This is a genomic window from Streptomyces griseorubiginosus (genome assembly GCF_001514195.1).
Lineage (GTDB): Bacteria > Actinomycetota > Actinomycetes > Streptomycetales > Streptomycetaceae > Streptomyces > Streptomyces griseorubiginosus.
Genome location: NZ_KQ948743.1, coordinates 46048 through 59148, shown reverse-complemented (window position 1 = coordinate 59148; position 13101 = coordinate 46048). Strand labels below are relative to the sequence as shown.

Here is a 13101-nt window from a genome sequence, read left to right as displayed (position 1 = left end):
ACGGGTCACTTCGCCTGGAGCGGGCCCGCGAAGGACTTGCGCAGCGATCCGGAGGCCAGGGGCAGGAGCGAGGCGAGCATCCTGCCCTTGACGGTGCTTGGTCCCCGCCGCAGTTCGACGTCGACCCGGGTGCCGTTGCCCTCGGGCGTCATCCTGAACACCCAGCCGCCGCCGGCTCCGAAGAGCTTGGAGTCCAGGGTGGTGACGGTGACCGTGTCGCCGGCGGGCTCCCAGTCGTAGCGCGCCCGTTCCCAGGCGGCTGCGGTCCCTTCGGTGACCTCGGCCCAGGTGTCACCTAGGTCGTGGACCTCGAAGTGCTCGGCGTCGATCGTGGGCCAGGCCTGGGCCCGGGAGGGGCCGAAGTCGGTGAGCACCCCGAGCACGTCCTTGGGGGCGAGCTGGGAGACGAGGTGGAAGCGTACGACTGCCATGGGGTGTCCTCACCGAAAAGTAACCGTTCTGAATGGTGACGCGAGATTCCCATGCGATCTCGTCACCTGTCAAGGTGGTTACTTTCGGGGTTCCTGCGGCGACCCTCCGCACCGCAGGGCGCAGCACCCGCACACCGCCACGAAAGACCGGCTGACAGGCACCATGACCGCCCGTTTCAGTCGTGCTTTTGAGAGGCGCCCGCCCCGGAGCGGGCGTCGGCCCCCGTGTCGGCGGCCGCCCGTGGTGAAGCCCCGCGGGAGATGCGTGTCAGATCGGCCGCCAGGGACTCCAGCCACTCGATGACGGCGTAGTAGCGGCGGGGCGCGCCCACCGGCTCGGCGCCGAACTCGGGATGCACCGGATCGATCCGCGGCACCGGCGTGGGCGGGGTGTCCCCGCCCGGATCCAGGGCCGCGGAGACCAGCAGCATCCGCCCGGCCATGCGTTCGCCGAGCGCCTCCGCCGTCCGCGCTGCCGCGGCGGGCAAGACGGTGGCAGGCGGAGCCACGAGCCGCTCGGAGCCCCACAGGGTGTGCTGGCCGGCAATGAGCGTCGCCTGCCAGTCCACCGACGCCGGGTAACCCCGCCCGGCGCCCGTCAAGGTCGTGGGCTCGCTCTGGAACTGCGCATAGGCCGACTCGGCGAGGACGAGCGCGTGGTGCAGGGAACGCCGCCCCGGCGCGGCCGTCGGCACGATCGTGGCGGCGCCGCCCGCCACCGACGAGGTCGTGGCCACCACGACCTCCGCGGCCGTGCGCAGGAGTTCGGCGGCCGCACGGCGCATCTCGTCATGAGCGCCCCGCGGCCAGGCGAGCAGCCCGAACACGGCGCCGATCGTGCTGCCGATCAGCACGTCGAGCATGCGCACCTCCGCGAGCTGCCAGGTGGACGGCGCCAGTTGCGCGAACACCAGGGCCACCAGCACGGTGAACAGTCCCTGGGCCCACCCGACACCCCGTACCGGCCCGACGGTGAAGGCGAACAGCATCCACAGGGGCAGCAGCACGGCGTAGACGTTGGTGTGGGTGCCCACCAGGGTCAGTGTCGCCGCGGTCAGCAGCGCTCCGGCCAGCGTGCCCGTGAGGGCGAGCCGGATGGTGTGACGGGTCGCCTCCAGGGTGGTCCTGGTGAGACTGAGGGTGGCGAGCATGGCCCAGAAGCCGTGCGGCAGGGTGTCGAGGCCCGCGACGAGGCGCGCAGCAGTAAGGGCCAGTGCGATCCGTACCGCGTTCTGGAAGAACACCGACCGGCGCCCCGCATGACCGCGCAGCCGGTGCCACCACAGCACCGGGGCCGGCACGGTGGCGTACCAGAAGCGTTCCGGCGTCACCTCCACCTCGGCATGCCGTCCGTGTACGGCACGGTCGGCCGCCGCTCCCATGGCCAGCGCGGCATCCGCGATCTCCAGCACGGCCGCGTGCCTGCGCAGCACGGTGGGCGTGAATCCGGACCGGGGCGCGGCCTGCGGGGCGGATGTTCCCGCGGACAGGGCAGACAACGCGGCGCGTGCCGAGGACAGTTGGGTGTACGGCCCCACCGGCGAGGTCCCTGCGCGCAGACACTCCGCCGTCGCCGTCGCGAGGTCCGCCACGGTATGCAGCACGGCTGCCACCTCGCGCTCCTGCGCTCCTGGCGGGGCCGTGAGCCACGCCAGGCGATGGAGAAGCGTACGGACGGCGAGGCCGGTGTGGGCGAGGGCCCGCACCCGCACACCGGGACCGGCCGGACGCTCCGCCTCGGGCACCATCAGCGACCGCAGCCCCCGGCCGGCCTCTTCCGCCGCGCTGCGATCCTGGGCCTTGAGAGCGTACGGCGGCACCGTCAGGGCTCGGGCGCAGTCCGCCGCGGTCCGTGCGGCGCGAGCCGCCCGCTCCCGGTACGGCGTCGGGGACGGCTCGGGGAAGACCAGCGCCTCGGTGGCCATCAGCAGTACCAGCCCGGTCGTCGCCCCGAGCAGCCGCTCGTCGAGCGAGCCTGGATCGTAGGGCGGGAACGACGGCAGGATGTACAGCAGCTGGAGCCCCGGCGCCACGCCCGCCGGACGCGGTCCGGCCACGGCGGAGAAGGCCAGTGCGAAGCCGACCGCCAGCATCCCGGCGACGGCGCTCCAGGTGCGCACCGAGAGACAGGTGCCGACGACCACCAGGACCCAGCACACCGGAAGCACCCGCAGCATGCTCGCCGCACGCTGCCGCCCGGTTCCCGGGATCCGCGAGAGTCCGCCGAGAGCCACCGCGCCGAACAGCGCGTACGTGGCCGCGACGGGACTGTCCAGCCCGTAGCGGAAGAGGTAGAAGCCGATCGCAGCGGCAAGGGCCACGCGCACGGCCCGGCGGCCGGAAGCGGCGTAGGCCGCCGGGAGCCACCCGGCTGGGACACCCCTCACCTCTCCAGGATCACCCCAACGCCTTGCGCGCGCGTCCTGGACCGTTGGCATGGCGCGGGGGGGCGTTCTCCTGAGGCACCGGAGCACCTCGGGTGCTTTCGTCGGTCGTCATGGCGGTGAGGGGGGAGGTGCGATGATCAGCGCGACCGTGACGAGGCCATCCGGCCGATGCCCGTCTTGAGTTCACGGGCCGCGACGTGCCGATCCGTCGCGGCCGACGGTGTAGTTGGGCCGGTGACCCCCAACTGGCAGTGCAGGCTGCCCGGCGCACGCAGGGCCCGCACGGGTGGCCGAGCCGGGACCGAGCCGCCAGGCAGACCAGGTGCAACAGGTCGAGCACGGGCGCGGCGGAACTGAGCTCGCATCAGTCACCGCACACCTTGCGATAGGGCACGTCACGCACGTACGTCCGCCACTGCGCCCGCGTCAGCTCGCGTGCTCCGGCTCGAGCGCACACCGAGGCGACGGCCCGGGCCGGGTCGATGACGTAGCGCTGGAGAGGCACGTGCGCGCTGCCCGCGTACACCGTGCCGCTGTCCGGGCCGAACGCGACCGTGTCGATCGGGTCGCCGGGGGTGGACAGGAGGCCGCCGAGCGGCTGCTGGGTGGCGATGTCCCACAGCTGGAGGCTGCCCGCCTCGCCACCCACCGCGAGCGTGCGGCCGTCGGGGCTGACCGCGAGGGCGCTGACGGCCTCGGAGGTGTCGTCGCTGATCGGGTCGGGGCCGCCGTCCGGCCACCCGCTCTCTCCCCCGGGGAGCGCGGGGAAGACGTTCGGCAGGATGCCCTCCCGCTGCCGGACCGCCGCGTCCCAGAGCCCCACCCGGCCCGTCTGGTCCCCGGCTGCGAACCGCGAACCGTTCGGGGCGAAGGCGAGGGCGCCGATCTCGTCGCCCTGGACCAGGTCGCGTCCGGTGGACCTGCCGCCCGGCAGTCTCACCGTCCGGTTGTCGCCGGCCAGGAGGCGGCCGTCGGGCCGGACGGCCAGGTGACTGCTGGACAGGCCGGTGAGGACGGCCGTGCGACGGTGGCGGGCGAGGTCCCAGGTCTCGTTGGTCAGGTCGCCGACGGTCGTGGTGCGGGTGAGGTGGAGCGTGCGGGCGTCCGGGCCGAGGGCGATGGTGATCACCGCCCCGGCCGAGGTCTTCTCCGCCAGGTCCAGTGTCGTGCGGACCCGGCGGCGGGCGACGTCCCAGACGGTGAGGCGCTGCGGGGAGGCCTCGTAACCGGGCGCCGTGACGGCGTACGCGAGTTCCTTGCCGTCGGGGGTGAAGGCCAGATGGGGGAGGGTGTACTGCGGACGTACCGGCCGGGCGGGGTCGTGCGACACGCCCAGCGGGGTGGGCGGCAGGACGCTGAGCAGGCGTCCGTCGCCGGTGTCGCGCAGCTCGAAGCGGTAGGTGTCGCCGCTGCGTCGCGCGGTGGCGAGCGTACGGCCGTCCGGGCTGATCAGCACCTTTTCCATCGGCCGGTCCTGCCAGGCGGGCGTGACGGCCGTCGCCACGTCCAGGGTGTGGACCGTGCCGGCCTCCAGATAGCGCAGGACCGGACGGGTGGGGTCCCAGGCGAGATCGCCGAGGTGCTGGTTGTCGAGGGAGTACCGGAACACCGGGGAGCCGTAGCCCAGCCGCCACAGTGTGATCTTCTCCCCGTCGGCGAGCGCCAGGAACTTCCCCGCCTCGTCGAAGGCGGCGTATCTGACTCCGCTGTCGGTGAGGTCGGGCAGCCGTTTCCCCGACCGGACGTCCCAGAGCCGCACCCCGCTCGGCAGCACCGCGGCGAGCCACCGGCCCCCACCGCCGACTACCAGTTGCAGGGTCTCCTGGCCGCAGATGTCGCCCGCGCGTTCCCAGGGGCCGTGCACCGTGCGCCGGGCCGTGAGGTCCCGCAGCTGCGGCGCGCCACCCTTGCCGAGGGGACAGACCGCGATCAGCCGGCCGTCCTCGCCCGGCGCCGCGGTGTCCGCCGCCTCGAACAGCAGCTTCCCGTCCGCGGCCGAGTACACCGCCGCCCGGGACGCGTCCACCCCGCGCACGGTGTACGTGCTCCTGCCGAAGTCCACGACGGACGACACCGGCAGTCGCTCGTCGGTCCATCGTCCGGCGGCCGTGTCCCACAGCCGCAACCCGTCGCCCGGGCCGGGTCCGTAGAGGGCCAGCAGCCGTCCGTCCGGACTCGCCCCGACCGTGACGCCGGCCTCCGGCAGCCGCCCCTCGGCGATCCGCCGGTGCCGTGCCACGTCCCAGGTCCGCCAGGTGCGCCCCTCGACGCTGAGCAGGGTCCGGCCGGAGTCGGTCAGCCGGCGGAAGGGGCCGTCGCCCGGTGCCCGGTCGCTGAACGCGTCCAGTTCCTGCTGGTCGAGCGCGCTCAGCAACGCCTCCCGGGCCTCGGGCAGCCGGGACACGCGCCAGGCGGCGACGCCCAGCAGTTGTGCGGTGCGTGGATCGGTGGTGGTCAGGCCCTCCGCGACGGAGGAGATACGGCGGGCTGCGTCGTCGACGCGGTGGCGCTCGTTGTCCCGGCCTTGCGTCCAGGCGGCGAGACCGGTGATCAGCGCCACCGCGAGGACGGCCGACAGGACGCCCACCGCGGCCCGCGCCCGGCGCGCGGCGCGGGCTGCGGTACGGCGTTCCGCCTCGCGGACGGCCAATGCGGCGGTGAGGAACTCGCGTTCCGGCGCGGTCAGGGAGAGGTCGTGCTCCTGGTCCGGGAACAGCTCCGTCACCCGGTCCAGGCGGGTGCCCCGGTACAGGGCGCCGGAGTCGCGGTCATGCTCCAGCCAGACGCGGGCGGCCTCGGTCAGCCGCCGGTGGTGGCGCAGCTGCTCCCTGCTCTCCTCGATCCAGCCGCGCAGCCGCGGCCAGCTGGTGATCAGCGCCTCGTGGGCGAGCTGCACGGCCTCCTCGTCGACTGTCAGCAGCCGGGCGCGGGCCAGCCGCTCCACCACCACGGGCACGTGCGGGCACGCCCACTCCTGGGACTCCGCCCGGCTCAGCGGACGCCGCGTGTCGGGGGTGCCCTGGCCGGGCTCGACCATCCGCAGCAGCAGCCGCCGCGCGGCGTCCGCCTGCTCCTCGGTCAGCTGCCCGTACGCCTCCTCGGCGCTCGCCGCGATGGCACCGCGCACCCCGCCGGCCGCCTGGTACGCGGTCAGGGTGAGCACCCGGCCCTTGCGCCGACGCCAGGTCTCCAGCAGGGCGTGCGAGAGCATCGGCAGCCCGCCGGGCGCGTCGAGGACCTCCTCCACGATCCGTGCGGTCAGCTCGCGCTCCACCAGGAGCCCGACCTCCTGCGCGGGCTTGACGACCGCCTCCCGCAGTTCTTCCGCGGTCATCGGCCCGACCAGCAGCCCGGCGCCGCACAGCGTGTCCGCCAGAGCGCGGTGCTCGCCGCAGCGGGGGTAGAAGTCGGCCCGTACGGCGATGAGAACCCGTAGTCGACTGTCCGGGTCCCGGGCGGCGAGCAGCAGGTCGATGAACCGGGCCCGCTCGGCCCGGTCCCGGCACAGGGTGAAGACCTCCTCGAACTGGTCCACCACCACCCAGCTCTCCGGCTCGTCCGGGCCCGGGGTCAGCAGATGACCGTAGGTGGCGGCGGGCCGGTCGCCGGGCGTGAGCACGCGCAGCACCGCCGGACGCCCCCGGCCGGTGATCTCCTTCTGCAGCCGGGGGATGAGGCCGGCCCGCAGCAGCGAGGACTTCCCGCTGCCGGAGGCGCCGAACATCGCGGCGAACCGGTGTCCGCACACGAGCTGGAGCAGGTCCTCCGTCAGCCGGGACCGCCCGAAGAACAGCCCCTGGTCGGCCGGCTCGAACCGGGCCAGACCCCGGTACGGCACGACGTCCTCGGCGTCGTCGCGGACCTCGCCCGCCACCTCCGCGTCGGCGTCCTTCCACCGCGGCTCCCAGGCGTCGGGGTCGCCGCCGCACGCCTGTACGTAGCCTCGGACGACGGCGAGGGACGGCAGCCGTTCGCCGGCAGCGGCCTGCGACAGCGTTGTCGCGGAGAAGGCCGCCGCCTCGGCCATCTTCCGGTACGAGGGGCTCCCGGCGGCCTTGCGCAGCTCGCGCAGTTCATGCGCGAGCCGCGCGACGGGACCGGCCGTCGGGTCCAGGGGTCTTTCCGGGCGCCCCACGCGCTCACCTCCGTACAGTCCGCACAGTGCGCGAAAGGGACATCGCGCGCGACGAACGTACAAGCCGCCCGGTGACGCCCAGGTTGCCGCCAGATGACATACCGGCGATACGGCACGTGACGTCCATCAAGCCCCTTTTGTCGCGAAGTTGAACGACCCGACAGAAGGCACATGCCAATCAACGTTCCGGTTGCGAACGTCGGTGGGACAAGGCCGGATCCCCGGCACTCCGAACACCTGGAGGACACGCATGGCCCACACGGACGAGACGTCGCGGCGACGCACTCGCAGGTTCACCATCGGCATGATCATCACCGCTCTGGTGCTGTCGGTCTTCTCCACCCTGGTCGGCCCGCTCGGCCAGATCTCCACCGCCTCGGCCCAGGACCGCATCCCCCGCTTCAAGATCGGGGAGATGAACAGGTGGAACTACTGGGACTTCATCAACCAGATCCGCCGCCAGGTCAACGGCGCCGACAACCAGGTCCCGGGCAGCAGCAGCACGGTCGATCACACTCCGAACACCAGGGAGTTCATCGACGTGGACGTACAGATGTGGGGGAACGACCAATTCGTCCGCCTTCGCCTGCGCCGTGGGGACCTCTACCTGATGGGCTGGTGGTCGAACGACGCCGTCTACAACCGCCTGGGCGGCGAGGCGGAGTCGGGAACGCCGGCGGTGGCGTGGAACAACCGAGGCGAGGTGACCCAATGGGCGGCGAACCGGCCCACCAACTTCAACGCGGACTACCCCAACCTGGAAAACCGGGCCGGTGTCGCACGCAATGAGATCGGCTTCAGCAGGGACGCGCTGAACACCGCGGCCTGGAACCTCTACGACGCCCGGCAGCCCACCGACCGCGACGGCGGCAACCAGGCGCGCACCGAGATACGGAACCAGGCCCGCGCGGTCCTGATGATGACCCAGTTCATCTCGGAAGCCACCCGCTTCAGAGGCATCGGCACCAGGCTGGGCTATGCGAACGAGCCGGCCGCCGACCGCGACCCGGTGTACATCCCGTGGCAGGTCACCGGAGAGGAGAACAACTGGGGCACCCTCAGCGGGCGTTTCAACAGGTGGCTGGGGGCCGCCAGGGCGCAGCACAACGCGGGCGCCGCCGATCCGCAGAGCGGTGAGCGGGTGGGGGCCTGGACGATCGACCAGTGGAACAGGCTGGTCGGCGTCACAATCACGGCCCTGGCCGACTACGCCCTCATCCTGAACACGGCCAAGGGCGCGCCCTGACCCGACCGGCATTGATCGCCCTGATCAGACGGGCTGCCGATCAACGCTCCGGCTGCCAGTCTTGAACCCGTGCCCCTCATCCCCCCGAGGGGCACACTCCGGTGGACACCCCCTGTCCGCCGACCGGCCGCCGGTGGACGCCCCCCGTCCATCGGCGGCTTCTTGCATGGTGCGGGCGCCGCGCGCTCCTGGCATCCGACCGCCGGTCTCCCTTGTGGTCACCGATGCGAGCCTGTGCCCGCCGCCGTCAACATCCGTCGGCACACTCGCAGAGGAAACGCGAGGTGAACGGTGAACGGCCGCAAAAGGCACGGAGATGCAGGCCACGGGGGCCATCCCCCGTAGCGCCGAAAATGATTGAACGACCTGTTCAGAGCATCCCGCCGAACAACTCCCCGTGCTCCAGGCTCGGTCTCGTCCCGCCGGACTCCCGGCAGAACGAACCATCACCGGAGCACACACATGCCGCAGACAGCCAGGCGCCGTCGACTGTCCCGCCTCGCCCAGGCCGCCCTTGTCCTGGGCAGCGCCGCCACCCTGACCGTCGGTCTGACGGGAAGCGCGAGCGCCGAGATCCTGAACCCGCTGCCGTGGAACGCGAGCACCTTCCAGAACAAGTACATGCCGCTCTTCGACTACGACACCGACGGCTGTTTCCCCGCGGCGGCGGTGGACGCGAGCGGACACCTCAACGGCGGCCTCAACCCCAGCGGCTCGATCACTGGCGGCTGCCGGACCGATCACCTCGGCAGAGCCAACACCTACTCGCAGTCCCGGTGCGAGAACGGCTGGTGCGCCTACGTCTACGCGCTGTACTTCGAGAAGGACCAGACGCTCAACGGCGCCGACGCCTTCGGGCACCGCCACGACTGGGAGTGCGTCGTGGTCTTCCAGAAGCAGGGCGAGGAGCGCCCCCGGTACCTGGCCGCCTCCCGGCACGGCGGTTTCAGCACGCACCCGATCAACGAGGTGCCGATGGACGGCAACCACGTCAAGATCGTCTATCACAAGGACGGCGCGAGCACGCACGCCTTCCGCTTCGCCAAGTGGGGCGAGGACACGGAGGCCTGGGGCCCGGGCAACCACTGGGACACCCCGGCCCTGGTCACCATGGAGCAGATGGACAAGGCGCCGCGCGACGCCCTGTGGAACTCCCAGTGGGGCAGGGCCAACTTCCCGCTGACCAACAACCTCGTCAACAACATCAACAAGGCCCGGCCCTCTGAGGTCCCCGCCTTCTGACGCAGCCCGCGGTGGATGCCTGCGCTCCCTCGCTTCGCCGCTGGAGCGGACTTCGTCCGAGATGCTCCGCTTGCTCAGCGACTGCTTCCGCGCGAGGAGGCATCCACCGCGACACGTTCCCTTTCCTCAAGCACCCCCTCCTCCTCGTCTCGTTCCGCACCAGTGGCGCGCTCCCGTCTGTTCCGGGCGCGTACTGCTGGTGCGGTCCCGTCTGTTCAGGGCGCGGGGATCGTGGCGGTCCGGGGGCCGACGCGCTCCATCCGGTGCGCACTGCTTCCGCGGCGAAGGGCACCGGGCATCGGCCCCGGCATCATGATTCGGCGGACCCCGTGGTCATGGAGCGCTACACCGAGCTGTGCTGAGCTCAGCTAGACGAGTAGTTCCGATGTGGCTCAGTGGTCGTAGGCGATCAGTGACCTGGTGATGGGTGCGCCGATGGTGCGGTTGTGCCAGATCGCGCAGGCCATCGCCAGGATCCGCTGGGCCACTCGGACGCCGACGCCCTCGATGGTGCGACCGCCGTGCTGTTCGAGGTCGAGTTGGCCCTTGAGGGTGTCGTTGACTGATTCGATCAGCTGGCGGACGGTCTTGAGCAGGGGTTCTGCGGGGTGGGGGGTGCCGCGGTTGCGGTAGGAGGGCCGCAGCAGCTGGATGCCGCGGGCTGCCAGGAAGCGGTCGAGTTCGGCGGCGATGTAGCCCTTGTCGGCCAGAATCAGCAGGCCGGGCCGGTCGGCGGCCAGGTGCGGTTCGTTGTCGATCAGAGCGGCCAGGACCTGCCGTTCATCGACTTTCGGATCGGCCAGGGCCCAGGTGACGGGCAGCCCGGCCGGGGTGCACACCAGGTGCAGTTTCAGGCCCCAGTAGAAGCGCGAGTGGGAGCGGCAGTAGCCGTAATTCGCCCAGCCGGCCAGCTCCGAGCGGCGCACGGTCTCGCGGGAGCGGGCGCACTCCACCGGCGTGGAATCGACGATCCACACCGGATCGAGCCACAGGTCGCAATCGCCCGCCAGGGACCGGATGACCCGCTTGACCAGGCCCAGCGCAGCCCGCAGGCGTTTGTTGTAGGCCGGCCTCTGAGGCAGGTACGGGAACAGGGCGTGCAGGTGGGCGTGGGCGAAGCGCAGCCAGCGGGCCTCGCAGTGATAGCCCAGCAGCGCCTGGGCCACGGCCAGGGTGACCAGTTCCGCGTCGGTCAGCCTCGGCGGCCGGCCGCGCCACCGCGGGGTATTCAGATGGTCATCGACGTGCACGTACAGTGCGGTCAAGAGGGTGTCTAACTCGGTCGTCACAACCCGATGTTGGACACCCTCCCTGCATCCGTGAACCCCGAAATCGGAACTACTCGTCTAGATGTCGTCATCTTCGACACCGATCTGTACCTGAAGTAGGAACCCGACCAGCTGCCAGCGGTACGGCGCCTGTGCCTTCCAGGCGTGATGCTCGATGCCGGACGATCCTTTCCGCGCGGCTAGGGGGGCGGCCCCAAGGAGCTGGCATGTATGGGTGGTTCGCGATAAAAGGTCAGGTCGTGTCCGTGACGGCCGCAGTGAGGCGGGTGGCGAGCGCTTTTACCGCCGCGCGTAGTTCCTGGCCGCCTTCCACGCGGAAGGCGAACGGCAGCTGCGCCAGCCATTCCTGCGCGTACATGGTCGGGTTCCTTGTGCTGCCGATGAGTACGCAACCCTCTCCGGAGGGCTCGAGCCGCCCCATGGGCGGGCGGATCGAGGGCAGCACCTCGGCCATCGGGGCCTCGAACACGACTCGCGTGGGAAACGCCCATCCCTGGCCCAGGTTCTCCTCCAACGCCGCCACCGGGTCGAGGCCGTCCGGCACCTGGAAGCCGTGGGCCGTCTCCCGGACCGCGCGGACCCGGTCGATCCGGTAGGTGCGGATCGCGTCCGCGTGGTGCGAGTGGCACAGGAGATACCAGCGGCCGTAGCGGACGACGACCGCCCAGGGATCCACCTGGGTCTCCCATGCGCTGCCTGACTCGCTGCGGTAGGTGATCAGTACCCGGCGTCGGAGCGCGCTCGCTGTGACGAGGGTGCTCGTGAGGGCCGGGTCCGGGCGGGCGGCGTGACGATCGGGTGCCGCCGACGCGTGCTCGCGCAGAGCGGCCGCCTGCCGGCCGACCTTCTCGGGCAGCGCCCGGATGACCTTGCCCAGGGCGGTACCGACGAGGTCGTCGGCATCGGGGTCGGCGGCCGCCGGCTGAGCGTCGAGGACCGCCATGACCAGGCCGAGCGCCTCGGGCTCCGTGAAGACGACCGGCGGCAGCCGCGCCCCACGTCCCAGTCGGTAGCCGCCCCAGGGGCCCCGGGACGAGTGCACGGGGATGCCCGCCTCGCGGAGGATGCCGATGTAGCGGCGCGCGGCCCGCTCCGTGACACCCAGGGAGGCGGCTATCTCGTCGGCCGTCACTCCCGCGGCACGGGACTGGAGGATCTCGAGGGTGCGCAGGGCTCGCGCAGTGGGACTGAGCTCGGTCGGCACCCGAGCAGATTAAGTGGTCACGGTATACACCGGAAGCGGATTGTCCGGAACCAGTCATAGCGTGAGGGGCACCGACCTCACGGCTTCAAGGGAAAGAGAACTGATCCATGGACATCCTGCTCATCGCCGGCCTGTGGCTCGACGGATCCGCCTGGGACGACGTCGTACCCGCGCTCGAGGAACTCGGCCACCGCCCCAGGGCGCTGACCCTGCCGGGCCAGGGTGAGGGAGCCGGGTCGGCCACACTGGACGACCAGGTCGCCGCGGTGCTCGCCGCGGTGGACGCGGCACCGGACAAGCCCATGGTGGTCGGGCACTCCGCCGCCTGCACCCTGGCCTGGCTTGCCGCCGATGCGCGGCCCGAGCGGGTCGCCAAGGTGGCCCTCATCGGCGGCTTCCCGTCCGCCGACGGGCAGCCGTACGCCGATTTCTTCGAGACGAAGGACGGCGTGATGCCCTTTCCCGGCTGGAGCCCGTTCGAAGGACCGGACTCCGTCGACCTCGACGAGGAGACGCGCAGCCGCATCGCCTCGGCGGCGATCCCCGTGCCCGAGGGGGTGGCCAAGGGGACGGTGCGGTTGAAGGACGAGCGCAGGTTCGACGTCCCGATGCTGCTCGTGTGCCCCGAGTTCACCCCGGCCCAGGCTCGGGAATGGATCGACGCCGGAGACGCGCCCGAGGTCAGCCGCTCGAGGTACCTTGACTTCGTCGACATCGACTCGGGCCACTGGCCGATGTTCACCAAGCCGGCCGAACTCGCCCGGCTGTTGGCGGCGGCGGCCGCGGAGGCCTGAGTCCGGGCCTTGCCAGGTCCGCCCCTGGACGCCTTCACCTCGGACGCCTTGGCCGGGCGAGCCGAGCGCAACAACGCGATCTACGGCAGGTGCTGGTGCGTCAGCTACCACCCGGAGCACGGCCGCCACTGGATCAACCACCGGGAGATCAGACAGGTCGGCGTGCATACCGGCCGCGTCCACGCCCCGCCGGCTGCGCCGATGCACGGACCGGCTGCGGATCGGCCCGCGCGGGGTGGGCATCGATGGTGAGTCCGCCGGTGGCCACCCCGTCGCCCTGGTCCCGTTCCTTCACCGCCGACAGTCCCGGTCTGGCGGGAACGTACTGACGTACCTGGGCCTGTGGGAGAGCGGGCTGCACAGGGCGGCGAAG

Annotated in this window: 8 protein-coding genes; 3 read left to right on the top strand and 5 right to left on the bottom strand. The window is 71.6% G+C overall.

Features of this window, described 5'->3' with window-relative positions:
- Nucleotides 1-5 precede the first annotated feature (5 nt).
- The 3 genes from AQJ54_RS33745 to AQJ54_RS33735 all read right to left on the bottom strand — a co-directional run bounded on the left by AQJ54_RS33745 (nucleotide 6) and on the right by AQJ54_RS33735 (nucleotide 6953).
- A complete protein-coding gene (locus AQJ54_RS33745) occupies nucleotides 6-431 on the bottom strand; it encodes an SRPBCC family protein (protein ID WP_062243851.1) in 426 nt (141 codons plus the stop codon).
- A gap of 176 nt (nucleotides 432-607) precedes the next feature.
- On the bottom strand, nucleotides 608-2818 hold the full coding sequence (locus tag AQJ54_RS33740) for an FUSC family protein (protein WP_211278612.1): 2211 nt from the start codon (nucleotides 2816-2818) through the stop codon (nucleotides 608-610).
- Nucleotides 2819-3182: 364 nt separating this feature from the next.
- Nucleotides 3183-6953 carry an nSTAND1 domain-containing NTPase gene (locus AQJ54_RS33735; protein ID WP_062243849.1) on the bottom strand — a complete coding sequence of 1257 codons (3771 nt, stop codon included), beginning with the start codon at nucleotides 6951-6953 and terminating at the stop codon, nucleotides 3183-3185.
- 250 nt (nucleotides 6954-7203) lie between these two features.
- Between AQJ54_RS33735 and AQJ54_RS33730 the strand changes: the two genes are divergently transcribed.
- Nucleotides 7204-8199 (top strand): ribosome-inactivating family protein, encoded by a 996-nt coding sequence (locus AQJ54_RS33730; RefSeq protein WP_062243846.1) that lies wholly within the window; start codon nucleotides 7204-7206, stop codon nucleotides 8197-8199.
- A 462-nt stretch (nucleotides 8200-8661) separates the two neighbouring features.
- The gene (locus tag AQJ54_RS33725; protein WP_062243843.1) at nucleotides 8662-9441 is read left to right on the top strand and encodes an NPP1 family protein; all 780 of its coding nucleotides are present in this window, start codon (nucleotides 8662-8664) and stop codon (nucleotides 9439-9441) included.
- Between the two features lie 392 nt (nucleotides 9442-9833).
- On the opposite strand, the gene AQJ54_RS33720 is transcribed toward AQJ54_RS33725, so the two are convergent.
- Both AQJ54_RS33720 and AQJ54_RS33715 read right to left on the bottom strand, forming a co-directional pair.
- Nucleotides 9834-10730, bottom strand: coding sequence for an IS982 family transposase (locus AQJ54_RS33720; protein WP_062243840.1), 897 nt, complete (start codon nucleotides 10728-10730; stop codon nucleotides 9834-9836).
- Between the two features lie 232 nt (nucleotides 10731-10962).
- Nucleotides 10963-11934, bottom strand: a complete 972-nt coding sequence (locus AQJ54_RS33715; RefSeq protein WP_062243838.1) for a helix-turn-helix transcriptional regulator — start codon at nucleotides 11932-11934, stop codon at nucleotides 10963-10965.
- A gap of 107 nt (nucleotides 11935-12041) precedes the next feature.
- Between AQJ54_RS33715 and AQJ54_RS33710 the strand changes: the two genes are divergently transcribed.
- Nucleotides 12042-12728 (top strand): alpha/beta fold hydrolase, encoded by a 687-nt coding sequence (locus AQJ54_RS33710; protein ID WP_062243836.1) that lies wholly within the window; start codon nucleotides 12042-12044, stop codon nucleotides 12726-12728.
- Nucleotides 12729-13101 lie beyond the last annotated feature (373 nt).

What these genes read in the sequence shown, in the direction of transcription:
- AQJ54_RS33745 (WP_062243851.1), bottom strand. Translation starts at nt 431, where the DNA reads ATGGCAGTCGTACGCTTCCACCTCGTCTCCCAGCTCGCCCCCAAGGAC.
- AQJ54_RS33730 (WP_062243846.1), top strand. Translation starts at nt 7,204, where the DNA reads ATGGCCCACACGGACGAGACGTCGCGGCGACGCACTCGCAGGTTCACC.
- AQJ54_RS33725 (WP_062243843.1), top strand. Translation starts at nt 8,662, where the DNA reads ATGCCGCAGACAGCCAGGCGCCGTCGACTGTCCCGCCTCGCCCAGGCC.
- AQJ54_RS33710 (WP_062243836.1), top strand. Translation starts at nt 12,042, where the DNA reads ATGGACATCCTGCTCATCGCCGGCCTGTGGCTCGACGGATCCGCCTGG.